This is a genomic window from Lachnoclostridium sp. An14, from assembly GCF_002160755.1.
Classification (GTDB): Bacteria; Bacillota; Clostridia; order Lachnospirales; family Lachnospiraceae; genus Lachnoclostridium_A.
Genome location: NZ_NFLE01000021.1, coordinates 47,602 through 71,253, shown reverse-complemented (window position 1 = coordinate 71,253; position 23,652 = coordinate 47,602). Strand labels below are relative to the sequence as shown.

18 protein-coding genes and 1 tRNA gene are annotated in these 23,652 nt (G+C 52.9%); 11 read left to right on the top strand and 8 right to left on the bottom strand.

Features of this window, described 5'->3' with window-relative positions; all coding sequences use genetic code 11:
• Positions 1–201 precede the first annotated feature (201 nt).
• The 6 genes from B5E84_RS12600 to B5E84_RS12575 all read left to right on the top strand — a co-directional run bounded on the left by B5E84_RS12600 (position 202) and on the right by B5E84_RS12575 (position 5,479).
• Positions 202–1,116 carry a diacylglycerol/lipid kinase family protein gene (locus B5E84_RS12600; RefSeq protein ID WP_087223277.1) on the top strand — a complete coding sequence of 305 codons (915 nt, stop codon included), beginning with the start codon at positions 202–204 and terminating at the stop codon, positions 1,114–1,116.
• A 38-nt stretch (positions 1,117–1,154) separates the two neighbouring features.
• Positions 1,155–1,703: a 2-C-methyl-D-erythritol 2,4-cyclodiphosphate synthase gene (gene ispF, locus B5E84_RS12595; RefSeq protein WP_087223275.1), complete on the top strand. Its 549-nt coding sequence runs from the start codon at positions 1,155–1,157 to the stop codon at positions 1,701–1,703.
• A gap of 54 nt (positions 1,704–1,757) precedes the next feature.
• The gene (gene cysS / locus B5E84_RS12590; protein ID WP_087223273.1) at positions 1,758–3,167 is read left to right on the top strand and encodes a cysteine--tRNA ligase; all 1,410 of its coding nucleotides are present in this window, start codon (positions 1,758–1,760) and stop codon (positions 3,165–3,167) included.
• Complete coding sequence (locus B5E84_RS12585; RefSeq protein WP_087223271.1) at positions 3,152–3,583, top strand: Mini-ribonuclease 3; 432 nt, start codon at positions 3,152–3,154, stop codon at positions 3,581–3,583. The genes cysS and B5E84_RS12585 overlap by 16 nt, the downstream gene beginning before the upstream one ends.
• Positions 3,583–4,323 (top strand): 23S rRNA (guanosine(2251)-2'-O)-methyltransferase RlmB, encoded by a 741-nt coding sequence (rlmB, locus tag B5E84_RS12580; protein WP_087223269.1) that lies wholly within the window; start codon positions 3,583–3,585, stop codon positions 4,321–4,323. Before B5E84_RS12585 ends, rlmB begins: the two co-directional genes overlap by 1 nt.
• Before the next feature lie 205 nt (positions 4,324–4,528).
• The gene (locus B5E84_RS12575; protein ID WP_087223267.1) at positions 4,529–5,479 is read left to right on the top strand and encodes an L-lactate dehydrogenase; all 951 of its coding nucleotides are present in this window, start codon (positions 4,529–4,531) and stop codon (positions 5,477–5,479) included.
• A gap of 157 nt (positions 5,480–5,636) precedes the next feature.
• On the opposite strand, the gene B5E84_RS20640 is transcribed toward B5E84_RS12575, so the two are convergent.
• Positions 5,637–6,260 carry a DUF4397 domain-containing protein gene (locus B5E84_RS20640; RefSeq protein ID WP_087223265.1) on the bottom strand — a complete coding sequence of 208 codons (624 nt, stop codon included), beginning with the start codon at positions 6,258–6,260 and terminating at the stop codon, positions 5,637–5,639.
• A 52-nt stretch (positions 6,261–6,312) separates the two neighbouring features.
• On the opposite strand from B5E84_RS20640, the gene B5E84_RS20635 reads away from it, so the two are divergent.
• Both B5E84_RS20635 and B5E84_RS12560 read left to right on the top strand, forming a co-directional pair.
• Positions 6,313–6,690, top strand: coding sequence for a hypothetical protein (locus B5E84_RS20635; RefSeq protein ID WP_087223263.1), 378 nt, complete (start codon positions 6,313–6,315; stop codon positions 6,688–6,690).
• A 438-nt stretch (positions 6,691–7,128) separates the two neighbouring features.
• Positions 7,129–7,201: transfer RNA gene (locus tag B5E84_RS12560), tRNA-Thr, on the top strand.
• Between the two features lie 86 nt (positions 7,202–7,287).
• On the opposite strand, the gene B5E84_RS12555 is transcribed toward B5E84_RS12560, so the two are convergent.
• The 4 genes from B5E84_RS12555 to B5E84_RS12540 all read right to left on the bottom strand — a co-directional run bounded on the left by B5E84_RS12555 (position 7,288) and on the right by B5E84_RS12540 (position 10,847).
• Complete coding sequence (locus B5E84_RS12555) at positions 7,288–8,502, bottom strand: tyrosine-type recombinase/integrase (protein ID WP_087223261.1); 1,215 nt, start codon at positions 8,500–8,502, stop codon at positions 7,288–7,290.
• A 127-nt stretch (positions 8,503–8,629) separates the two neighbouring features.
• Entirely contained in the window at positions 8,630–9,790 is a 1,161-nt protein-coding gene (locus B5E84_RS12550; RefSeq protein WP_087223259.1) for a hypothetical protein, read from the bottom strand.
• An 11-nt stretch (positions 9,791–9,801) separates the two neighbouring features.
• Entirely contained in the window at positions 9,802–10,377 is a 576-nt protein-coding gene (locus tag B5E84_RS12545; RefSeq protein ID WP_087223257.1) for a hypothetical protein, read from the bottom strand.
• A gap of 56 nt (positions 10,378–10,433) precedes the next feature.
• Complete coding sequence (locus B5E84_RS12540; RefSeq protein ID WP_087223256.1) at positions 10,434–10,847, bottom strand: hypothetical protein; 414 nt, start codon at positions 10,845–10,847, stop codon at positions 10,434–10,436.
• Positions 10,848–12,209: 1,362 nt separating this feature from the next.
• Between B5E84_RS12540 and B5E84_RS21090 the strand changes: the two genes are divergently transcribed.
• A complete protein-coding gene (locus B5E84_RS21090; RefSeq protein WP_087223254.1) occupies positions 12,210–12,986 on the top strand; it encodes a hypothetical protein in 777 nt (258 codons plus the stop codon).
• A 513-nt stretch (positions 12,987–13,499) separates the two neighbouring features.
• Here B5E84_RS21090 and B5E84_RS12525 read toward each other — a convergent pair.
• From B5E84_RS12525 to B5E84_RS12515, 3 genes are all read right to left on the bottom strand, one after another.
• Entirely contained in the window at positions 13,500–14,405 is a 906-nt protein-coding gene (locus B5E84_RS12525; protein ID WP_087223285.1) for a TMEM164 family acyltransferase, read from the bottom strand.
• Positions 14,406–14,615: 210 nt separating this feature from the next.
• The gene (locus B5E84_RS12520; RefSeq protein WP_087223251.1) at positions 14,616–15,110 is read right to left on the bottom strand and encodes a hypothetical protein; all 495 of its coding nucleotides are present in this window, start codon (positions 15,108–15,110) and stop codon (positions 14,616–14,618) included.
• Between the two features lie 469 nt (positions 15,111–15,579).
• A complete protein-coding gene (locus B5E84_RS12515; protein WP_087223250.1) occupies positions 15,580–17,040 on the bottom strand; it encodes a nicotinate phosphoribosyltransferase in 1,461 nt (486 codons plus the stop codon).
• A gap of 961 nt (positions 17,041–18,001) precedes the next feature.
• Here B5E84_RS12515 and ileS point away from each other — a divergent pair.
• A complete protein-coding gene (gene ileS / locus B5E84_RS12505) occupies positions 18,002–21,139 on the top strand; it encodes an isoleucine--tRNA ligase (protein WP_087223246.1) in 3,138 nt (1,045 codons plus the stop codon).
• A 15-nt stretch (positions 21,140–21,154) separates the two neighbouring features.
• The gene (locus tag B5E84_RS12500) at positions 21,155–23,632 is read left to right on the top strand and encodes a glycogen/starch/alpha-glucan phosphorylase (protein ID WP_087223244.1); all 2,478 of its coding nucleotides are present in this window, start codon (positions 21,155–21,157) and stop codon (positions 23,630–23,632) included.
• Positions 23,633–23,652 lie beyond the last annotated feature (20 nt).

Genomic DNA, 23,652 nt, shown 5'->3' with positions numbered 1-23,652 from the left:
CAGAAAGAATAGTATGAGTATACCGCTAATGGGGAAGATGTGAAAGGATAAGAGCTATTTGTGAAAAGGTAAAAGCTAGACGGGGGTGTGAGAGTAGAATTTAACTTTACATTTCACATATAAATTTTTTATAGAAATTTTCTTATCATTTGCCGGGTAGTATGTTATACTAGAAACCAGTAATGAGACAGGAGGATCCCCATGTACTACTTCATCGTGAATCCTGGTTCCGGCAGAGGAAAGGGATTTCGGATTTGGAGAAAACTGGAAAAGCTGCTCAGCTTTGCCTGTGTGGAGTACGAGGCGTATTTTACTCACGGGCAGGGGGATGCCCGCGCCCTGGCGAGGGATCTGACGGAAGGCTGCCGGGAACCGCGGGTGATCGTGGTAGCAGGGGGAGACGGCACAGTGAACGAGGTGGTGGACGGCCTGTCTTTTAACGGGCCGGTTACCCTGGGACTGATTCCCGGAGGCACGGGAAATGATCTGGCAAAGAGCCTGCGGCTCCCAGGCAGTCCCCGCCGCTGTTTAAAAAAGATCCTCCATCCCAAGTATCATAAGCTGATGGATTACGGAGTATTATCCTATGGAGAGGGAGAAGTGCGGCACCGGAGGTTCGTGGTGAGCGCCGGGATCGGCGTGGACGCGGCGGTGTGCCACAGCCTGCTCCACGGCGGGTTTAACAAGATCTGTCCCAGAAAGCTGCGCTACGTGCTTGTGGGCCTGGGGCAGCTTTTCCGGGCGCGGCCGGTGAAGGGGTATCTGGTGTTGGACGGAGTGCAGAAGGTGGAGTTTAACCACATTTATTTTATTTCCGCCCACATCCATCCGTCAGAGGGCGGCGGGTTTGTCTTCGCTCCGGGGGCGGACTGCAGCGACGGCAGATTGTCTCTGTGCGTGGCTCACACCTCCAGCCGGATCCGGCTGTTTCAGATCGTGCTGGATGCCTTTTTCGGAAGGAGAAAAAAGAGGCCCGGCGTGCGCCGCTATGAGTGCCGGGAGGCCTTTATCCATTTGGACAGGCCCATGGCGGTTCATGTGGACGGTGAGAGCTGCCAGATGCAGCAGGACATCCAGCTCCGTTGTATTCAGAAAAAGATGAGAATGATCGTATAGGACAGAAGAATCAGACAGACATAGCGGAGGGACAAGACATGAGAATTGGACAGGGATATGACGTGCACCGCCTGGTGGAGGGGAGAACCCTCATTCTGGGCGGCGTGACGATTCCATATGAAAAAGGACTTTTAGGCCATTCCGACGCGGACGTGCTGGTGCACGCCATCATGGACGCCCTTTTGGGGGCGGCGGCCTTAGGAGACATCGGACAGCATTTTCCGGACACGGATCCCCGGTATGAGGGGATTTCCAGTATCCGCCTGCTGGAGCAGGTGGGGGCCCTTCTGGAGGAAAAGGGATTTGTGATCGAGAATATCGACGCCACGGTGGTTGCCCAGCGGCCGAAACTGGCGCCCTACCGGGAGGAGATGCGGAAGAATATTGCCGCGGCCCTGCGCATCAGCCAGGACCAGGTGGGAATAAAAGCCACCACAGAGGAAGGGCTGGGATTCACCGGCGCGGGGGAGGGCATTTCCTCCACAGCCATCACCCTGCTTACCACGGTGGCGGACAACTGTTACTATGACCGGATGGCGGCGCCCTCTGGGTGCGGGGGATGCGGCGGCTGTCCCGTCAGGGACTGAGGAAGAACATACCCATCCGGATAAAAAACAGTTGAAAAAGAAGGAGAGAAGAACATGAAAATTTTTAATACATTGACCAGAAGAAAAGACGAATTTGTGCCCCTGGAGCCGGGAAAGGTGAAAATGTACGTCTGCGGCCCCACCGTTTACAATTACATCCACATCGGAAACGCCAGGCCCATGATCGTGTTCGACACGGTGCGCCGGTATTTTGAGTACAAGGGCTACGAGGTGAATTACGTTTCCAACTTCACCGACGTGGACGACAAGATCATCAAGAAAGCCATCGAGGAGGGTGTGGACGCGGATACCATTTCCAAGCGCTACATCGCGGAGTGCAAAAAGGACATGGAGGGCATGAACGTAAAGCCGGCCACCACCCATCCCCTGGCCACGGAGGAGATCTGTGGGATGCTGGAGATGATCCAGTCCCTCATCGACAAGGGTTACGCCTACAAGGCGGAGGACGGCACCGTCTATTTCCGGGTAAAGGCCTTTAAGGAGTACGGAAAGCTGTCCCACAAGAACTTAGATGACCTTCAGTCCGGTTTCCGGGAGATCAAGGTCACCGGCGAGGAGGGCAAGGAGGATTCCGCGGACTTCGTGCTGTGGAAACCGAAAAAGGACGGGGAGCCTTTCTGGGAGTCCCCCTGGTGCAACGGCCGCCCCGGCTGGCACATTGAGTGCTCCGTCATGTCCAGAAAATACTTAGGCGAGCAGATCGACATCCACGCCGGCGGCGAGGACCTGATCTTCCCCCACCATGAGAACGAGATCGCCCAGAGTGAGGCGGCCAATGGAAAGACCTTCGCAAACTATTGGATGCACAACGCGTTCTTAAACATTGACAATAAAAAGATGTCCAAATCCCTGGGCAATTTCTTCACCGTCCGGGAGATCAGCGAGAAGTACGACCTGCAGGTACTGCGGTTCTTCATGCTGAGCGCCCACTACAGAAGCCCCTTAAACTTCAGCGCCGAGCTGATGGAGGCCTCCAAGAACGGCCTGGAGCGCATTTTAAACTGCGTGAGCCGTTTAAACGACTTCTTAAAGACGGCCGCTGACGGCGGTATGACCGAGGCGGAGACGGCCGCGAAAGCAGAGCTGGACAGCCTGGTAGCCAAATATGAGGCTGCCATGGATGACGATTTCAACACGGCAGACGCCATTTCCGCCATCTTTGAGATGGTGAAGCTGGCCAATTCCACCGCCAGCGAAGGCAGCAGCCAGGCATGGCTTAAGACGGTAAAGGACACCATCGAAAAGCTGTGCGACGTGATGGGCATTATCACGGAGAAGAAGGAGGAAATGCTGGACAGCGAGATCGAGGAGATGATCGCCGCGAGACAGCAGGCCCGGAAGGAAAAGAATTTCGCGCTGGCGGACGAGATCCGCGGAAAGCTTCTGGAAAAGGGCATTGTTCTGGAGGATACGAGAGAGGGCGTGAAATGGAGGAGAGCATGATTTCCCGGTGCAGGGAGCTTTTGATGCTGGAGGAGAGGGACCCGAACGGGTACTCTCCTCTGGTTTTGGCTTATATGGGGGACGCCATCTATGAGCTGGTGATCCGCACGAAGGTGGTAAACCGGGGAAATACCCAGGTGAACAAGCTCCACAAGCGGACCGCCGGCCTGGTGAAGGCCCAGACCCAGGCAAACCTCTATATGCTCCTGGAGGAGGAGCTGACGGAGGAGGAGCTGGCCGTCTACAAGCGGGGCAGGAACGCCAAATCTGCCACCATGGCAAAGAATGCCACCATGAAGGATTACCGGATGGCCACGGGCTTTGAGGCCCTTATGGGATGGCTGTATTTAAGCGGCCGCCTGGAGCGGCTGACAGAGCTGGTCAGCCACGGACTAAAGAAGATGGGAGAGCTTTGATGAGATACGAGGAATTTACCATAGAGGGCAGAAACGCGGTGCTGGAGGCATTCCGGTCCGGGAAGACCATTGACCGTTTGTTTGTGCTGGACGGCTGTAAGGACGGTCCGGTGCAGACCATTGTGCGGGAGGCGAGAAAGCACGATACCATTATCCAGTTTGTGGCGAAGGAGCGGCTGGACCAGCTGTCCGGCACCGGGCATCACCAGGGAGTGATCGCCTACGCTGCCGCTTACGAGTACGCCCAGGTGGAGGATATGTTAAAGGCCGCCGAGGAGAAGGGGGAGCCGCCGTTTCTGTTTCTCCTGGACGGGATTGAGGATCCCCACAATCTGGGGGCTATCATCCGCACGGCCAATTTGGCCGGCGCCCACGGGGTCATTATCCCTAAGCGGCGGGCGGTGGGACTTACGGCCACGGTGGCGAAGACCTCCGCGGGGGCGCTAAACTACACGCCGGTGGCGAAGGTGACGAACCTGGGGGCCACCATTGAGGACCTGAAAAAACGGGGCCTGTGGTTTGTGTGCGCCGACATGGGCGGGGAGCTGATGTACCGTCTGGATTTAAAAGGCCCCATCGGCCTGGTGATCGGGAACGAGGGCGACGGGGTGAGCCGCCTGGTGCGGGAAAAATGCGATATGGTGGCGTCAATCCCCATGAAGGGGGACATTGATTCCTTAAACGCGTCCGTGGCTGCGGGCGTGCTGGCGTATGAGATTGTGCGTCAGCGGTTACAATAAGAAAGAAAAGGACGGAGGCACCGGAAACGGTGCCTTTTCTGTCATGTGATGGGAAACTGCGCTCCCTATGAGACAAAAGTTTCCGGCAAAAGGTGTGCTTTGCCGGGTGAGACGGTTTCCTGCACAGCTGTGTTTCGGCGCGGGCGGTCACTGTTTCGCGTCCGTATTGGGAGCTGGGGCCGAAGGGCCCGGAAAGGAGAACGGAATGAGAGTTGACAATCGAAAAGTGGCGTTAATCGGAACCGGGATGGTGGGAATGAGCTATGCCTATGCCATGCTGAACCAGAGCGCCTGCGATGAGCTGGTGCTCATTGACGTAAATAAGATGAGGGCGGAGGGGGAGGCCATGGATTTAAACCACGGTCTGGCCTTCGCTCCGTCCAATATGAAGATTTACGCCGGGGAATACGAGGACTGCGAGGACGCGGACATTGTGGTGATCTGCGCCGGAGTGGCCCAGAAGGGGGGGGAGAGCAGGCTGAATCTGCTGAAACGGAACGCGGCGGTGTTCCAGTCCATCATTGACCCGGTGACAGCCTCCGGGTTTAACGGGATTTTCCTGGTGGCCACCAACCCGGTGGACATCATGACCAGGATCACCTGCGACCTGTCCGGCTTTAATCCCAGACGGGTGCTGGGAACGGGGACGACGCTGGACACGGCCAGACTTCGCTATCTGCTGGGAGGCTACTTGAAGGCAGATCCCAGGAACGTGCACGCCTACGTGATCGGCGAGCATGGGGACAGTGAATTTGTGCCGTGGAGCCAGGCAATGCTGGCCACAAAGCCGATTTTAAGTTTCTGCGGGGAGCCGGGGAACCGAAAGGTGCGCCAGGAGGACCTGGATCAGATTTCCGAGGAGGTGCGGGGGGCTGCCTACAGGATCATTGAGGCGAAACACGCCACCTATTACGGCATTGGAATGGCCCTCACCAGGATCACCAAGGCCATTTTGGGGGACGAGCACAGCGTTCTCACCGTTTCGGCCATGCTGAAGGGGGAATACGGCCAGTCCGGCGTGTTTGTGGGAGTGCCCTGCATTATCAATAAGAACGGAATCCAGAGCGTGCTCACCCTGTCTCTGACGGAGGAGGAGCAGAGCAATCTGGCGGCTTCCTGTGAAACGCTGCGGGAGAGCTACGAGGGGATTTTATAGGATTGGACGGCAGAAGGGAGGCCGGCAGCGGTGGGCTGCCGGCTGTTTCTGTCTTATTTAACAGGAGACTGCGTTTTCTGTTAAATAAGAGTGCTCTGGCGCGGGAGTGCGCCAAGCGAACACTGTTATAAGGAGGAAATTCTTTTCCAGGTCGGGATCAGCTTTCCAGGGTTATGGCCCGCAGGCTGAAATTGGACCAGTTGTTTCCGATCAGGTAGGTGGTGTAATTTCGTCCTGCCTGGATCTCCACCGGGACGGTGAGGATCGGGTTGGAGATGGTGAAACCGGAGCCCAGAACGCCGATGGCGATAATGGGGAGCTCCCGGAACCCGTTGCAGCAGGATACGTTGGTGATGTTGAACAGGTAGGAGCCGCGGACTGCCTGTTTAAAGGGAGTCACGGAGGTGTAAGTAATGTTCCGGAATACGATGCCGCTGTTTTGGAGCAGGACATTGTAGGCGGAGCCTTCAAAGGTCATGTTGGCGACACGGTAGCAGCCGTTTCCCGCGGGCAGATTGCGGCAGCCGGTGTCAGAGACCTGGATCACGTCCATGCCGCCCTGGCCGGAGTCCACTACTACCAGGGTAGAACGCTGGCCGGCCCGGAAGGGAAAGCTGCGCTGAAACAGGATGGCCCGCAGGTCGTTTGCCCGGCGCACGGTGACGGTGTGGAATCCGTCGGAAAGGAAGTTATAGCCAGTGCTGGTTCCAAACCGGGCGGAGGTGTCGTAGACGGACGAATCAATGGCCAGGCTGATGGGGAAATTGTTGGTGGCCGCCACCAGAAACCTGGTTTCGCTGAAATCCTGATTTCCTCCCGGCAGGTTGGGAAAGATGGGAGGCTGGGGCGCCGGCCTGTTTGGAGGCAGGGGCCGCACCGGCGGGACCAGGATGGGAGGCCTGGGCGCCACAGGCGGCACGGGCCGTACCGGAGGTCTGGGAGCCACAGGCGGCACGGGCCGTACCGGTGGTATGGGGGCTATGGGAGGCACGGGCCGCGCCGGTGGTGTGGGGCCAGTGGGGCGGCTTGGCTGGGAAGGTCCGGTGGGGCGGCTCGGAGGCATAGGGCCAGTGGGACGGCTTGGCTGGGAAGGCCCAGTGGGCCGGTTCGGAGGCATAGGGCCAGTGGGGCGGTTTGGCTGGGAAGGCCCGGTAGGGCGGTTCGGAGGCATAGAGCCGGTGGGACGGCTTGGCAGCGGAGCCACCGGCTGACTGTCCGGCGGGGCGATTGGGAGGGCGATTCCGGAATTTCCTCCGGAATTGCCGGGATTTCGCCGGCTGCTGTTACCGCTGTCTGTAAGCTGCGCCATATTTATGTCCTGAAATACAGAAAAGCCAGGATCGGAGTCCATGGCCTGCACGAGTTCGGGATCTCCCACGTCTGTTGTATCCTGATTCTGAAACATGGCTGTCCCGCTGCCGGCCTCCCCGGCCGGGTCGGAAAGATTGCTGAAAAAGAAGTCCATTTCAGCCATAGAGCACCTCGTGGTTTTTTACTTCATCATATGCTCATTTGGCCGGATGATTGCCAGGAAAAACGCCGAAAAACAGAGGCAAAAAAAATCATAAAAAATTTTTTCAAAAGTGTTGACAATTCAAATAATACGTGATACTATATACGAGGTTCGCGTGAGGCGAACGAAACAAAAGGCTGCTGTGGCTCAGTCGGTAGAGCGTCGCATTGGTAGTGCGGAGGTCACGGGTCCGATTCCCGTCAGCAGCTCTCCTAAAAGAACGGAAATCATTGATTTTTCAGTGATTTCCGGTTTTTTTGTGTTTATTAGGCTGTAGACACTTGTAGACAGCTGTCTACAATGCTTTCTCAATCAAATTGTACGTTTCATCCTCTGTCAATGGATTATAAATATAGCCTAGCGTGGTGGACAGGCTGCTGTGTCCCAGCAGCTCCCGTATGCAGTCCAGTGGGACGCCGGCCGCGTTCAGATTGCTGGCAAAGGTCTTTCGCATTTTATGACTGGATTTCACGATTACACCTTGATAACGGGCATATTTTCTTAGAACGGATGCAATACGGATAGATGTTATCCGCTCGCCGTCTCTCATAAAAATATAGTTTCCTTGGGGTTCAATCTTTTTCAAAATGTCAATCGCTTTGGGCACCAGAATCACAAACCTGTCCTTATTTGTTTTGGTATGCTCTACAACATAGATTTCGTTTGTGACTTGATTTCTGATTTCTTCGCGAACAATGTGCAGATACTTTTCATCGAAAAAATCTTCCCATTTTAGTGCCACTAATTCTCCAACACGCAGGCCCAGCATAAAATTGATTTTAACGGCCAGATAGGAACTATCCCCGGTTTCCGCATACATTTTGTCCAGAAATGCATTTAACTGTTCTAATTCATCAGAATTATAGGTTTCCGTTTTGCCGGTCTTTCTGACTACTTGCCGGAACTTCACCAATATCTGAACGTTCTCCATCGGGTTCATAATCAGATATTTTTTCCGGACAGCATAGGAAAACATTCCGTTTAAAATGGTCTTGACATTCGTCCACTCTTTGCGCGGGAGGTTAAATTCCCTTACAATGCGGTTACATTCCGATTCCAGAAGAAGTTCATCAATCCGCCGGATTTTTCTGCTGTGCAGGATGGACGGTTCAAAATATTTGCGGTAATGCTGTGTATGCCGCTTAATCGTGTTGGGGCTGTTGGTTACAGTTTGTTTGTATTCCAGCCATTCCTCATAGAGTTCATGAAACGTAATCTTGTCAATGTGCGAATCAGAAAAGTATATGGGAATTAATTTTTCCCACAACTCGTCCTCAGATTGTGCTTTGATATTCTTTCGTTTCCCGTCTGACCCTTTATACCAGGTCTGCCACCGGCCTCCATCTTTTGTTGGCGGCGTAATGGCGTAAGGATGCAGTTTCTTAATTCGTTCTTTTTTAGTAGCCATCAACATATCAAGCACGCTGTCTGGCGGTATTATATCAGATTCGAGGCTTTCCCTCAATAAAAAAGAAAGGTCAGTTTTATTAAGATTTTGATTTATCTTCAAGGTATGCTCCTAACCAGAGATTGCCCAGCTTTCGATTCATCATAGATTAGGTCATCATCTGCTGTTTCTTTCTTCTGTTGTGGCTAGGTACTCTATTTTATAAATCAATTTATTAATCGTAATCCCATTACTCAAACGGCAATCCGGTATCATTTGGAATTGGTTTGTCTGGGATAGATGGTAACGGGAGCATTGTTATCCCGTCTGGGGTAAGGTTCAGTTTTAGCTGTTCGGTCACTTCTATGGGGGATTCCGGCAGGAATGGACATTCGCCCGGCGTGGCCTCCATCCACTCTGCCAGCTGTCCATACCGCTCAGCGCGCAGATACTCTTTGACTGTATAATCATGGTACTGATTGTTGTCGTAGAAGTGTCTGACCTTCGTGATCCGGCGCAGGAGGGCCTGCCAGCTTTCTGGTTCCTCCTGCTGGATGTTGGGGTACTGCGCGGTCAAAGGGATGTTGGAAATGATCCAGACCGTAGTATGGACAGCATACCGGTTATGATACCGGCAGTTAATGGTCAACGGGTTTCCGTCCAGAAGCGCAAGCAGGAGGCTGAATGGAAGGGACGACCGGAACTCATCTAGAGCCAGAACCTTCACTCTTATGCTGTCATAGCCATCGAAAATCCCGTTGCCGTGGTAATCCGTGATTGTGCAGACGGTAGCAGGGTCATACAGTTTATATAGACCACTGGTTTTGCCGGTGCCGGTTTTGCCGTAACAGTAAATCACTTCCATTTTGCGGAACTCCCGCGCTTTTTCTTCTATGATAAGCTGGCGGTACTTCTGGATGTCTGTCAGTCTGGGAAGTATGGAGGGGATTGCCTCAATAATCTCAAGGTCAGTACTCCCTTCTTTTACCATTTCCATCGCTTGTTCAATATCACTTCGGTGCCCCTGTCCTTTTTCTCTGGGCGGTTCTCCATGTTCTTCAAAAGTCCCCTTGATAGATGTATCTGCTTTCTCCGTATCCTTGAATTTTCCACCTTTCTTAAGGTATGTCCGCGCTTGCTTTACGGTTCCGTTCAGAACATCTACATGAACATTAGGAAAGACATTATTGACCGTCGAAATACGGATTGCATTAGGGGAATAAATGACTAAATGCGTATGAGGCTGGCCGGTTTCCCGGCCAATCTCATCACATATAGCGTAGTATGTAACACCTTTTAATTTGGTCTCGATAGTTTCGCGTATTCTTGCATGGCTCCATCCACTCTGTATCTGGGATGCCTGAATTGTCAGCATGAACTTTCGTGACCTGTCTGTCTTTTGAGTAGCCATAATTACCTCACTTATATGTATTTTATACTAAGTTCGATTTCCGCACCGGTATCCGTAGCGGAAAGGAACTGCAAGTTTATCATGTGAGGGAAGTATTGTAAAAAGTATTGCTGACCATATAGGGCACTGTATGCCTGGATGAAAGCAGGGAGCGTACCATTTAGTCTCCGTACCAGCATCTGTAGCGCTCCGGCGCTGTAGGCCGTATTCCAGCTATATTTGGGTAAAGCAATGGTTATCATATTATTTGTAATGCACTTCACCGTCAGACATGAAACTCCTGTGGGAGAGACAGAAAACTGCTTTAGCAGATAATACTGCTCCGGCCAGAAATAGGATAACTCCATACAAATCTGTCTTGCTACTTGACCCAGATAAAACTCATTGTTCTGCTGTATCCGGGACTTGGTTTCTTCTTGATACCGTTCCTCGAACATGCGGTAGCTGTTTTTGATAAAGTCCCCCACACAATGGATGCCGCTCTTTACTGTCTCTTTGATTGTCTCGGCATCAATCTTGATATTGTATTGATTCTCCATAGTATCTTTTATCTCATTGAAAATATTCTTTTTTTGATTGTCTAGCATAATATTGCTCCTTTCGTAAGAGAGGGCAGGGAGACCTGCCCTCTTAATCGAGTTACTTAAAAATCAATGATTTCGTCATCATCTTCGATTGCTTTTTTGGATGTCATACTATCGGCAACTTTTACAGAATCGGCTTTTAAAGATACGCCTTCACGGAGATTCTCTGGCTCAGGCAAAAATGCATATGCATTTATATCGATATTGTGGGGAATCAACAGCACCGACTCTTTTGTACGAAGCCGATTCTGAATGTCTTCAAAAGTAACTTTGTTCTCATCATTCGCAGGCACCTTTATTGCATAGGTCTTATAATTTCTGGCTTTGCAATAGTAGGTGTAGCCAATGATTGCCTTAGTCTTGAAATCTTTTTGAAGACCGGCTCGTATGCAAGAAGAATAGCCGTCTTCCACATCCGATGGATTGACATTGTTTAAACTCAATGCCAAATCTCTTACGCTCATCATTTCCATGATATCGCTCTCCTTTCTTTTAAATTTACAAAAATCATACATTAGGAAAGAGACCACATGTCGAAAAAAGCCGATAGCGTTTAGGGCTATCGGCTTTTGGAAAATCATGTAAGTATTTGGTCAATGCTCTTTTTTTGATAATTACATAATCTGAGAAAATTACATAATGTAATACTTTCTGGTTTGTTTTGCAGGCGTCTCAAGGTAGATTTGGGAATTCCTATTTGCCTGCAAACCTCCTTAGTGCATTTAATATTGCGAAGTTCTTTTTGCACATCTTGCATATTTCTGTCAACATTATAAAACTGAAATCTGGTATTCCTACCGTTAAATATGCGGCGGGTAGTCGTGCCGGTTAATACCTTTTCCAAAGAGATGTGCAAAAAGTTGCAGAACCGTAAGCATGTGGTCAGCTTTATGTTTCTCACACCTTTATAGTTTGAAGAAAGATGGTCATGTACTGTGGTTACCTTAGAGCGGGTGAAAAACGCCACACATTTGTAAGTCATTTTGTTATCAGAGCCACTGTTGCTGTCAGTATAAGAGTTATATATATACTCAAAAAAATTTTTGTTTGCCGAGCCGGTACTATAAGTCGTGCCTCCCAGCGGATTTACATTCTGTTGACCTTTTGTCATAAAGGATTCAACTCCCTTCCTGTTTTTATTTTGAGAGTATTATATCCTAACAGTAGTGCCATTTTCCGAATGGACTTCAATGGTGAAGTGAGATTCTATAAAGACACAGACCTGTTATCTGTCACAAAATATATGTGCCACGAAACTATAGGTAAATAAAGGGATTGCGGGCATTTGTCACTTGCAACACAAGTCCGGGGTAATACTAGCCCGGACTTGGTCTCCGTATGCCGACGCATCCGCCGCGACGCCCCAAGCCTTTCGTCGGCGCGGCGCCTCCAGGCTCGGTTCTGCCGCTTGGCGTCTGTCCGGCATACGGAGGGACAAAAAGTCTGCTGGCAGTTCTAATCCTCTCGAAATAGGGCATAAAGCATAAAATTTTCTGTTGCATAATAGCACATAAGACAGAACCACTTTAGAAAAATATGGTTGAATACCTATTCCTAGTGTGCTAAAATGGGCTTAGAAAATTAAAAAGCATAGCACCTACCCAAGTGCTGGTAACACCTGGGCAGGTGTGAAAAGTGTTTTGCAGAACACTTCTCACAATGGTGGCAACCACTACTATGCCATTCCATTATAAGCTATGGAGTTAAATTTAGCAACATGGAAATGGGTAGGAGTTTTCTTTGTTGTATCCAAAAGGCAGCAAGGTGTGAAGTGTAAGGCTTGACACCTTGCTTTTTAATTTTCTCCAATACAAATGTTTAAAGGAGAGAACGAGATGAAAAAGACATTGAAAACACTAATGACCTTGGGCCTGGCCTCAGTAATGCTGTTTACCACGGCTATAACTTCCTTTGCGGCTGACTATGCAGAAGATGGAAACCGTTTGAAACTGTATGGACAGGTATTACAACAGGTAGCGCCAATGGATGATGGATCCAATATATTTTATCTTGCTATTGTAGATGGAAGTGATACAGTTACTAAAGATGATTTTACTCCTGTGGATAGTACGAAATCTTTTGATGAGATTGTTATGTACTATGATTTTGGGGACAAATTGAGAGAGTGTACCTACGATGATGTTGAATTCTATATAAATTATCGTAAGCTGTATTTTGTTAGTGATGATGAAGAAGAACAACTGCGTAATGCGAAAAGATACAGAGAGATGTATAATAGTCTAGGTCAGATTTCCTATGTGGTTAAAACCGGGGGTGACTATGATGTTATGTCCTTTGTATATATTTGCAAACTGCCAGAGGGTAAGACTGCCGCAGACATGGGAGAGTTTGCCGAGTATGTAGTTTATGCAGACGGAGCCGCCACCTCTGATACCTCCAATACCACCACCTCTACACAGGACACCGGTGACTGGGCCTCCAATGAAACCGGCTGGTGGATTCAGTTTAAGGATGGCTCCTATTTAACCAATAGTTGGTGGCAGTCCCCGTACTCTGGACTTTGGTATTATATGGGAGCAGATGGATATATGGTAACCAACACCACTATTGATGGCTATACCATTAATGCAGATGGAGTATGGGTTCAGTAACCTATCGCCCGCTGGTCACAATAACATAATCAAGAGGTTGAAAGGAACATTCTGTTTCCTCTCAACCTCTTACCAAATTATGGGAATATCTCTCCCACAACTACCGGTTGTCAAGAGGCAAGATGCATCTGCTCCGCAGACCTCTTGACAACCTTTTCGCACAATGCTAGTATGTAGACAGCCCGTAGACACAAGGTAGACAGCGTGCGTTCCTCCTTGATTTTATTGGGTTCTTGGGAGTTGCGAGGAGTCCGATTCCCGTCAGCAGCTCTGAGTGGAAACCGGAGAATCTTGAAAAGAGGTTCTCCGGTTTTTTTGCGTCATGGGAAACTGCGTTTCCCAGATATAAAAGTTTCCGGCGAATACGCATTCCGCGCGGAGAAAGATGGCTGCTGGAGCAGCAGCGTTTCGGCGGGGATGTGCGCCGCAGGGCACATTTTCCTGCCGTAACAATGTCCGTCTGTGAGAGAAACAGGAAACATGAGAAAATTCCGTCTGCCGCGGCATTTTTGATCAGGAAACGGATTGGCCGGAAACCTTCTGTTCATCCGTTCCTCCGGAAAAATGTTTCCTGCGCCCGTTTTTCCTCCCTCTGTAAACCATCCACAGCCCTGTGTGGATCACAAACCCGCCCAGAGCCGCCGCGGCCACATAGATCACGTTTCCCCAGAAAATCCCCACAGCCAGGGCGATCTGGTGGAAAACGACCTGCTGGGAGGGATAGTAGGGGGAAAGGTAGAACATGGCGATGTTGGTTTCCGGGCCGGCAGCCCAGTTGATGGCCAGAGCCGCGAGGCAGCAGCCGAGAAACAGGGGAAGACTGGAGAGAAATCCCGCCGGTTTCCGCAGGGAGAGACCGGAGAGAGAGCAGGTGGCCCCGATGAAGATCAATGTAAAGTGCCAGAAAAAGCCGTGAAGGGTCAGGGTGATATAGGGGTGCATCAGCCCGCTGGGCTCCGCCAGGGCCAGAAAGCCCCCTAAAAGGCTGAAATCCTGGAGAAAGGTGCAGGTGATCTGCCGTCCCCGCTCCGGCAGGAGAGGCAGCAGCAGGCAGAGGTACATGGGGACGCTGCAGAGCTGAAAGGGGAAATACCACCAGTCGTAGACGCCGGGATGCACCACCAGGGTGAGAAAGAGCTGTTTGTAGACCTCGCTCACCGCCAGGAATATCCCGCAGAAAAACAGCCGCCGCAGGGCCCGTCCCTCTCTGCGGTCTGAGGCGGGGATGCTGTCTGGCCCCTGGGATTTGCGCCCCCACCGGCTCTGATTTTTGGAAATGGGCGCCGGATTTCTGGCAAGAAACAGGGACAGGCACAGGGCAAACCCGATGCCTGCCAGGCTGAGCAGGATGTGGAACGGGGAGTAGGGCCTTGGCGGCGTCATGGGCCAGGCAGTCATCTGAAGGAATTTTTGTATCATATAAAGGCCTTTCTGATTCGTGATAACCGCGTTAGCGGTCATGTCTGTTTTGTGTCTCCAGTATAGTGCAAACGAGAGGGAAAATCAAATGGGGAATGGGCGGACGGCAGGGGAAATCCGCCGCCCCTCCCGTGGGAAACGGCGGCCTTTCTCCTGCCGTCCCGGTGTTCCGCCTGCGTTTTTATATCTTATGCGCAGGAAAGGGCCGTGTTATGCACAGCAGAATACGGTGATGGAGCTGGGTTCCGTCAGCGCGGGGATGCTTCTGGTGCTGGTGGAATAGATGACTAACAGATAGTGGTTGGCCGGGGATCCGGGGAAGGTCTGGCCGTTGGGGTAGGCAATTACCGTGTTGTCCGTGGGGGCCAGCTGCAGGGTGCCGGCGAAGTTCACCAGATTCTCATCGTAGTAGCTGAAATCCATCATACGCCCGTCCATGTTCTTTACAATGGCAACCACCCGGTACTGGGGCGGAAAGATCAAAGGAGCGGGGGCGGAGGCATCGTAAAAGGCGGTGATGGAATCGCCGGGCTGGAGCGCCTCCTGATTGAAAATGTATGTGTAGGGGGTGACTACGAGGTTTACCATGCCCTGGTAGTCCGTGGATATGGAGATCATGAGAGAGCAGCCGCACCAGTTATTGGCGGAGGACTGCATCGGTTCGATCTGGGTAACGGTCCCGGTGATTGGGAAGAATGTAGCCATAAAGGCACCTCCATAACAGATTCTAACCTAGTATATGGAGGAAACGGGCCCGCGGTGAAAAAAGTCCCGGAAAAAGGGAGGAGCCGGCTACCCCAGAAGGGGCGCCGGCAATTATGAAAAAGTTATTTGTGTAGTCATTCGCATTGCTCTTGCTACTGTCTTTACTATACCCAGGAATTGTGAAGATAGTATAGCGAAGTTATGAAAAGATTATGAATAAATCGTGAATATTCAAAATGCCCGTTGGACGCCTGTTTCACGGCCGGGAGCATTTGTCAATCGTCCAGTTGCCCGGCGTATCTGCCGTCCCGCGTCCGGGGGCATCCACCGATCCTCCCGCCGTCCGGTACATCGGCCGCCCGTCCCGCGTCCGGCGCGTCTGTCGCGTCTGCCGCTCGTCCCGCGTCCGGCGCCTCAGCCGTCCGTCCGCAGCCAAGGTCTCCGCCGCTCATCGCCCTCCCGTCCGGCCTCAGCCGCCGTAATGATAGGAGTCCAGCAGCTGGTTCTTCATATGCCACAGCTCGTTGGAAAGGTCCACGTGCACCTCGTGGGGGTTCACCAGACGGCGGGACTCCTCCCACAGGGTATCTAACTCCTTCTGGCAGTAGGCCCGGATGTCCATAACCTTGGGAGAGTGGTAGACGCAGGTTCCGTTTTTAAATACGGGCACCAGCAGCTCCCGCAGCTCGTAGGTGTCAGGAGCCAGCAGCGTCTTTTTCCAGGTTTCAATGGGGTCAAAGAGCAGCAGGGAGTTGTGAGAATCAAATGTTTCGTGGGTGAGACAGATCAGATCCGCCACAATTTTCCCCGTATCCTTTTCGTAAATCCGGTAGATGGTCTTGTCCCCGGGGTTGGTGATCTTTTCCGCGTTTTCGGAGAGCTTGATCTTGGGGATAAATGTCCCGCTTTCTTTGTCCCGGATGGCCGCCAGCTTGTACACGCCGCCGAAGGACGGGGAGTCCTTGGAGGTGATCAGGTTGGTGCCCACGCCCCAGGAGTTGATGGTCGCCCCCTGGAGTTTCAGGCTGGCGATCAGGTGCTCGTCCAGGTCATTGGAGGCAGAAATCACAGCGTCGGGGAACCCGGCCTGGTCTAACATCCGCTTTGCCTTTTTGGAAAGGTAGGCTAAGTCGCCGCTGTCCAGGCGGATACCGTAGAAGGTCAGGGGGATGCCGGCCTCCCGCATTTCCGTAAACACCTGGATGGCGTTGGGAATACCGGATTTTAAGGTGTCGTAGGTGTCCACCAGCAGGATGCAGGCGTTGGGGTACATCCGGGCGTAGGTGCGGAAGGCGGTGAGCTCGTCGGGAAAGCTCATGATCCAGCTGTGGGCGTGGGTGCCTTTTACGGGAACGTCAAACATCTGGCCGGCCAGCACGTTGGAGGTGCCGACGCAGCCGGCGATCATGGCGGCCCTGGCGCCGTAGATGCCGGCATCCGGGCCCTGGGCGCGGCGCAGGCCGAACTCCATGACTCCGTCTCCCTCCGCGGCGTAGACAACCCTGGCGGCCTTGGTAGCGATGAGGCTCTGATGGTTGATGATGTTTAGCAGGGCGGTTTCGATGAGCTGGGCCTCCATAATGGGGGCGATGACCTTTACCAGAGGCTCTCTGGGGAACACCACCGTGCCCTCCGGGATGGCGTAGATGTCGCCGGAGAATTTAAAATGAAGCAGGTAGTCCAGAAAATCCTCCTGAAACATACCGGTGGAGCGCAGATAGTCCGTGTCCGCCTGGGTAAAGTGGAGGTTTTCGATGTACTCGATCACCTGCTCTAAGCCGGCGCAGACGGCGTAGCCGTTTCCATCGGGGTTCGTGCGGTAGAAGGCGTCGAAAATTACGGTCTCATTGGCATTTTCCTCTTTAAAATAGCCCTGCATCATGGTCAGCTCATAGAGATCGGTCAACAGTGTCAGATTTCTTTCGTTCATAATGATCCTCCTCGCGGTTCCGAGTTGGCGCCGTAGCGCTTAGTTTTTAGGTAGTATAGCACAATCAGGGGAAATAGCAAGCGGGTTGGCGAAAAAAGTGGGGCAGCCGCCGGCAAAGACGCCTGCGTCTGCCCTGCGCCGGCCATTGGGAAGGGAAATCCTCCGGGAGACCGGAAATGCCGCCGTACACGGACATTTTGCCGCGCTGTGGGGACATTTTAGGGGGCGGAGGATAGAATCTCCTTGACATTTTATAATAGGAAATTTATACTGAAGGAGTTAATAATAGAAAGACTGTGAAGGAGAGAGTAGCAGTGCCGGAAAATGTCAGCGAGCCGGGAAGGGTGGGAGTCCGGTATGAGTAGGGCATGAGCGAAGATCACTCCGGAGTCGCCGGCTGAAGATCAGTAGGCCAGGACGTAATTCTCACGTTACAGAGAACTCATATGACAGTATGCAGCAATAGGTGGTTAAACGGAGATGTTTGGAAGGCTTCGTCCTGATTGTACAGGACGGGGCTTTTTTGTCTATGACAAAAAAACTCCCGATGCGCACTCCGCGCAGAGGAAGATAGCTGCTGGCGCAGCCGCGCTCCGGCGCGAGTGCGCGCCATGGCGCACACTTTTTAGGTCACAGGAAACCTGGTTTCCCATGACATTTGTCTATGACGAAAAAGTTTCCCGGGAAACGCACTCCGCGCAGAGGAAAATAGCTGCTGGCGCAGCCGCCAGTCAGCGCGGGTGAAACACAGATTGGTTTAGCACAGAAAAGGAACAGGACACCGCGGGAAAACCGCCCATGGAAACGGCGCAGCCGGTTTCCATGGTTCGCCAGCCGTTGTAGCCAGCCATTTTTGTCTATACTTATTATAAGAAGACATAAGGCTCTGCCCTGGAGGAACGGGTGTGTACCGGACAGACCGGATGGCCGCCATGCTGCGGAAAGAGTAAGGAGGAAAATCATGTACGACAAAGTATCCACGGATCTCAATTTTGTGGACAGAGAGAAAAAAGTTGAAACATTCTGGAGAGACAACCACATTTTTGAGAAAAGCATCGAGACCAGGGCAAAGGGGACTCCCTACGTGTTCTATGACGGACCGCCCACAGCAAACGGGAAACCTCACATTGGCCACGTGCTGACCCGCGTTATAAAGGATATGATTCCCAGATACCGCGCCATGAAGGGCTGCATGGTGCCCAGAAAGGCCGGCTGGGACACTCACGGACTTCCGGTGGAGCTGGAAGTGGAGAAGATGCTGGGCTTAGACGGCAAGGAGCAGATCGAGGAGTACGGTCTGGAGCCGTTTATCGAGCACTGCAAGGAGAGTGTATGGAAATATAAGGGAATGTGGGAGGACTTTTCCAATACCGTCGGTTTCTGGGCGGATATGGACAACCCCTACGTGACCTATCACAACAGCTTTATCGAGTCCGAGTGGTGGGCCTTAAAGCAGATCTGGGACAAGGGCCTGCTTTACAAGGGCTTTAAGATCGTGCCCTACTGCCCCCGCTGCGGCACTCCTCTGTCCTCCCACGAGGTGGCTCAGGGCTATAAGGATGTAAAGGAGCGCTCCGCCATCGTCCGTTTCCAGGTGAAGGGCGAGGACGCCTACATCCTGGCATGGACCACTACCCCCTGGACCCTGCCGTCCAACGTGGCCCTCTGCGTCCATCCCGACGAGACCTATGTGAAGGTAAAGGCGGGAGACGGAAAGGTGTACTACATGGCAGAGGCCCTGGTGGAGACCGTTCTGGGCAAACTGGGAGAGTACCAGGTCCTGGAGTCCTATGTGGGACGGGAGCTGGAGAATAAAGAGTATGAGCCCTTATTTGACTGCGCTGCCAAGGTGGCGGAGAAACAGAAAAAGAGAGGGTTCTACGTAACCTGCGACACTTACGTGACTCTGACTGACGGTACCGGCGTGGTACACATCGCTCCGGCCTTCGGTGAGGACGACTCCAAGGTGGGAAGAAACTACGGCCTGCCCTTCGTGCAGCTGGTGGACGGAAAAGGCGAGATGACGGCGGATACGCCGTGGCCCGGCGTGTTTGTAAAGAAGGCCGATCCCATGGTGCTCCAGAATCTGGAGGAGAGAGGCCTGCTCTTTGAGGCTCCCGTGTTTGAGCACAGCTATCCCCACTGCTGGAGATGCGACACGCCTCTGATCTACTACGCGAGAGAATCCTGGTTCATCAAGATGACCGCCGTGAAGGAGGACTTAATCCGCAACAACAACACCATCAACTGGGTGCCGGAGAGCATCGGCAAGGGCCGTTTCGGCGACTGGCTGGAGAATGTGCAGGATTGGGGCTTAAGCCGCAACCGCTACTGGGGCACCCCCTTAAATATCTGGGAGTGTGAGTGCGGCTGCCAGCACGCCATCGGCAGCATCGAGGAATTAAAGAAGATGTCAAAGAACTGCCCGGAGGACATCGAGCTCCACCGTCCCTTCATCGACAAGGTGACCATCACCTGTCCGGAGTGCGGCAAAGAAATGCACCGGGTTCCGGAGGTGATTGACTGCTGGTTCGATTCCGGTTCCATGCCCTTCGCCCAGCACCATTATCCCTTTGAGAATAAGGAGCTGTTTGAATCCCAGTTCCCGGCGGATTTCATCTCCGAGGCGGTGGATCAGACGAGAGGCTGGTTCTATTCCCTCCTGGCCATCTCCACCCTGATTTTCAACAAGGCGCCCTTTAAGAACGTCATCGTTATGGGCCATGTGCAGGACGAGAACGGCCAGAAGATGAGTAAGTCCAAAGGAAACGCGGTGGATCCCTTCGAGGCCCTGGAGACCTACGGAGCCGACGCCATCCGCTGGTATTTCTACATCAACAGCGCCCCCTGGCTGCCCAAGCGGTTCCACGGAAAGGCCGTGCAGGAGTGCCAGAGAAAGTTTATGGGAACCCTGTGGAATACCTACGCGTTCTTCGTGCTTTACGCGAACATTGACAATTTTGACGCTACAAAATACACCCTGGAGTACGACAAGCTCCCGGTTATGGATAAATGGCTCCTGTCCAAGTTAAACAGCACCGTAAAAACGGTGGACGCCTGCTTAAACGACTACAAGGTGCCGGAGGCGGCCAACGCCCTTCAGGACTTTGTGGATGACATGAGCAACTGGTACGTAAGAAGAAGCCGCAGCCGTTTCTGGGCCAAGGGAATGGAGCAGGACAAGGTGAACGCCTACATGACCCTGTACACCGCCCTGGTGACCGTGTGCAAGGCGGCGGCGCCCATGGTGCCCTTCCTGACGGAGGACATTTACCAGAACCTGGTGAGAAAGATCGACGAAACCGCGCCGGAGAGCATCCATCTCTGCGATTTCCCCGCTGTCTGCGAGGAGATGATCGACAAGGATCTGGAGGAGAAGATGGACGAAGTGCTGAAGGTGGTGGTGATGGGCCGCGCCGCGAGAAATACGGCCGCCATCAAGAACCGCCAGCCCATCGGACGGATGTTTGTAAAGGGCAAGGTGCTGCCGGAGTTCTACCAGGAGATCATCGAGGACGAGCTGAATGTGAAGAAGGTGGAGTTTACCGACGACGTGCGGGAGTTCACTTCCTACACCTTCAAACCGCAGTTAAAGACCGTAGGCCCCAAGTACGGCAAGCAGTTAAACAATATCCGCAAGGCCCTCTCCGAGATCGACGGAAACGAGGCCATGGACACCTTAAATGAGACGGGCGTCCTCACCTTCGATTTCGACGGCGTTTCTGTGGAGCTGACCAGGGATGACCTGCTCATCGACATGGCCCAGAAGGATGGCTTTGTATCCGAGGGAGACAATGTGATGACGGTGGTTCTGGACACGAACCTGACGCCGGAGCTGATCGAGGAAGGTTTCGTCCGCGAGATCGTCAGCAAGATCCAGACCATGAGAAAGGAAGCCGGCTTTGAGGTGATGGATCACATCGCCGTTTACGTGCAGGACAACGAAAAGGTAGAGACGGTCCTGAAGGAGAATGAGAGCACCATCTTAGGCGAAGTGATGGCGGATCAGGCTGTTTACGGCCAGACCGGCGGCTATGCCAAGGAGTGGAATATTAACGGGGAGAAAGTGATGTTGGGAGTGGAAAAGCTCACCGACTAAAATGTAGGAGGCAATATGTATCAGGGATTTGATAAGGAAACGTTTAAAAAGAGTGTGATCGCGAACGCCAGAAACCTGTTCCGCAAAACCATTGACGAGGTGACGCCGGCTCAGGCGTACCAGGCGGTGGCCTACGCGGTGAAGGATGTGATCATTGACGAGTGGATCGCCACCCAGAAGGAGATTTTAAAGCAGGACTCCAAGAAACTGTATTATCTGTCCATGGAGTTTCTGGTGGGACGGTATCTGGGAAACAATATCATCAGCATCTGCGCGCAGAAAGAGGTCAGAGAGGTTCTGGAGGAGCTGGGCTTTGACTTAAATGTGATCGAGGATCAGGAGCGGGATCCGGCCCTTGGAAACGGCGGCCTGGGCCGTCTGGCAGCCTGCTTTTTAGATTCCCTGGCCACGCTCGGCTACCCGGCCTACGGCTGCGGAATCCGCTACCGCTACGGTATGTTTAAGCAGAAAATCAAGGACGGGTTCCAGGTGGAGGTGCCGGACGAGTGGTTAAAGGACGGCTATCCCTTTGAGGTGCGCCGCGCCGAGTACGCCACAGAGGTAAAATTCGGCGGCTACGTGGACATCCAGTGGGACGGCCACAAGAACAACTTCGTCCAGAAGGGCTATCAGTCCGTCATGGCTGTTCCCTACGACCTGCCGGTGGTGGGCTACGGCAACAACGTGGTGGACACCCTGCGCATCTGGGATGCCCAGCCGGTGGACAGCTTTAACCTTTCCGAGTTCGACCGCGGAAACTACAACCGGGCGGTGGAGCAGGAGAACCTGGCCAAGAACTTGGTAGAGGTGCTCTACCCCAACGACAATCACTACGCCGGCAAGGAGCTGAGATTAAAACAGCAGTATTTCTTCATCTCCGCCAGCGTGCAGCTTGCCATCCGCAAGTTTAAAGAGAACCACAACAACATCTTCGAGCTGCCGGACAAGGTGGTGTTCCAGATGAACGACACCCATCCCACAGTGGCAGTTCCGGAGTTAATGAGAATCCTCATGGACGAGGAGGGCTTAAGCTGGGAGGAGGCCTGGGACATCACCACCAGAACCTGCGCCTACACCAACCACACCATCATGGCGGAGGCCCTGGAGAAATGGCCCATTGAGCTGTTCTCCCGCCTGCTCCCCAGAATCTACCAGATCGTGGAGGAGATCAACCGCCGCTTTGTGGCAGAGATCCAGAAGAAGTACCCCAACGATCCCGGCCGCGTAAGCCGTATGGCCGTGATCCACGACGGACAGGTGCGCATGGCTTACATGGCCATCGTAGGCAGCTTTTCCGTGAACGGCGTGGCAAGGCTCCACACGGAAATCCTGGAGAAACAGGAGCTGCGGGACTTCTACGAGATGATGCCCCAGAAGTTCAACAACAAGACAAACGGCATTACCCAGAGACGGTTCCTGCTCCACGGCGATCCGCTGTTGGCAGACTGGGTGACGGAGAAGGTGGGCGACGACTGGATCACCAACCTGTCCCATATTGAGAAACTGGCCGTGTACGCCGACGACAAGAAGTGCCAGCAGGAATTCATGAACATCAAGTACCGCAACAAGGTGCGCCTGGCCAAGTACATCAAGGAGCACAACGGCATTGACGTGGATCCCCGCTCCATTTTCGACGTGCAGGTCAAGAGGCTTCATGAGTACAAGAGACAGCTGATGAACATTCTCCATGTGATGTACCTGTACAACAAGTTAAAGGACAACCCCAACATGGATATGGTGCCCAGAACCTTCATCTTCGGCGCCAAGGCGGCAGCGGGCTATAAGCGGGCGAAACTGACCATCAAGCTGATCAATTCCGTAGCCGACGTGATCAACAACGACAAGAGCATCGGCGGAAAGATCAAGGTGGTGTTCATCGAGGACTACCGGGTATCCAACGCGGAGATGATCTTTGCCGCCGCTGACGTCAGCGAGCAGATTTCCACCGCCAGCAAGGAGGCGTCCGGTACCGGAAACATGAAGTTTATGTTAAACGGCGCCCTGACCCTGGGAACCATGGACGGAGCCAACGTGGAGATCGTGGAGGAAGTGGGCAAGGATAACGCCTTCATCTTCGGCATGAGCTCTGACGAGGTCATCGGCTACGAGAAGAACGGCGGCTACAATCCCATGGACATCTTCAACAATGACCAGGACATCCGCCGTGTGCTGATGCAGCTCATCAACGGCTACTACGCGCCCCAGGATACGGAGCTGTTCCGCGACATCTACAACTCCCTGCTCAACACCAAGAGCAGCGACAAGGCGGACACCTACTTTATTCTGAAGGATTTCCGCTCCTACGCGGAGGCTCACGAGCGCATCGACCAGGCGTACCGCGACGAGTCCTGGTGGGCAAAGGCAGCCATCTTAAACGTGGCGCATTCCGGAAAATTCACCTCCGACCGCACCATCGAGGAGTACGTGAGAGATATTTGGCATCTGTCCAAAATCCACGTAAGTCTTGACAAAGCGGCCGCTGATCAGGAATAAAATCCATCCCCCCTTTCATA

Excerpts from the sequence above, each read along its gene's own strand:
- B5E84_RS21090 (WP_087223254.1), top strand. The coding sequence starts at position 12,210 with ATGAAAAAGACATTGAAAACACTAATGACCTTGGGCCTGGCCTCAGTA.
- B5E84_RS12600 (WP_087223277.1), top strand. The coding sequence starts at position 202 with ATGTACTACTTCATCGTGAATCCTGGTTCCGGCAGAGGAAAGGGATTT.
- B5E84_RS12575 (WP_087223267.1), top strand. The coding sequence starts at position 4,529 with ATGAGAGTTGACAATCGAAAAGTGGCGTTAATCGGAACCGGGATGGTG.
- ileS (WP_087223246.1), top strand. The coding sequence starts at position 18,002 with ATGTACGACAAAGTATCCACGGATCTCAATTTTGTGGACAGAGAGAAA.
- B5E84_RS20635 (WP_087223263.1), top strand. The coding sequence starts at position 6,313 with ATGGGAGGCTGGGGCGCCGGCCTGTTTGGAGGCAGGGGCCGCACCGGC.
- B5E84_RS12545 (WP_087223257.1), bottom strand. The coding sequence starts at position 10,377 with ATGCTAGACAATCAAAAAAAGAATATTTTCAATGAGATAAAAGATACT.
- B5E84_RS12525 (WP_087223285.1), bottom strand. The coding sequence starts at position 14,405 with ATGATACAAAAATTCCTTCAGATGACTGCCTGGCCCATGACGCCGCCA.
- B5E84_RS12520 (WP_087223251.1), bottom strand. The coding sequence starts at position 15,110 with ATGGCTACATTCTTCCCAATCACCGGGACCGTTACCCAGATCGAACCG.
- B5E84_RS12500 (WP_087223244.1), top strand. The coding sequence starts at position 21,155 with ATGTATCAGGGATTTGATAAGGAAACGTTTAAAAAGAGTGTGATCGCG.
- B5E84_RS12585 (WP_087223271.1), top strand. The coding sequence starts at position 3,152 with ATGGAGGAGAGCATGATTTCCCGGTGCAGGGAGCTTTTGATGCTGGAG.
- B5E84_RS12540 (WP_087223256.1), bottom strand. The coding sequence starts at position 10,847 with ATGGAAATGATGAGCGTAAGAGATTTGGCATTGAGTTTAAACAATGTC.
- ispF (WP_087223275.1), top strand. The coding sequence starts at position 1,155 with ATGAGAATTGGACAGGGATATGACGTGCACCGCCTGGTGGAGGGGAGA.
- cysS (WP_087223273.1), top strand. The coding sequence starts at position 1,758 with ATGAAAATTTTTAATACATTGACCAGAAGAAAAGACGAATTTGTGCCC.
- B5E84_RS12515 (WP_087223250.1), bottom strand. The coding sequence starts at position 17,040 with ATGAACGAAAGAAATCTGACACTGTTGACCGATCTCTATGAGCTGACC.
- B5E84_RS12550 (WP_087223259.1), bottom strand. The coding sequence starts at position 9,790 with ATGGCTACTCAAAAGACAGACAGGTCACGAAAGTTCATGCTGACAATT.
- rlmB (WP_087223269.1), top strand. The coding sequence starts at position 3,583 with ATGAGATACGAGGAATTTACCATAGAGGGCAGAAACGCGGTGCTGGAG.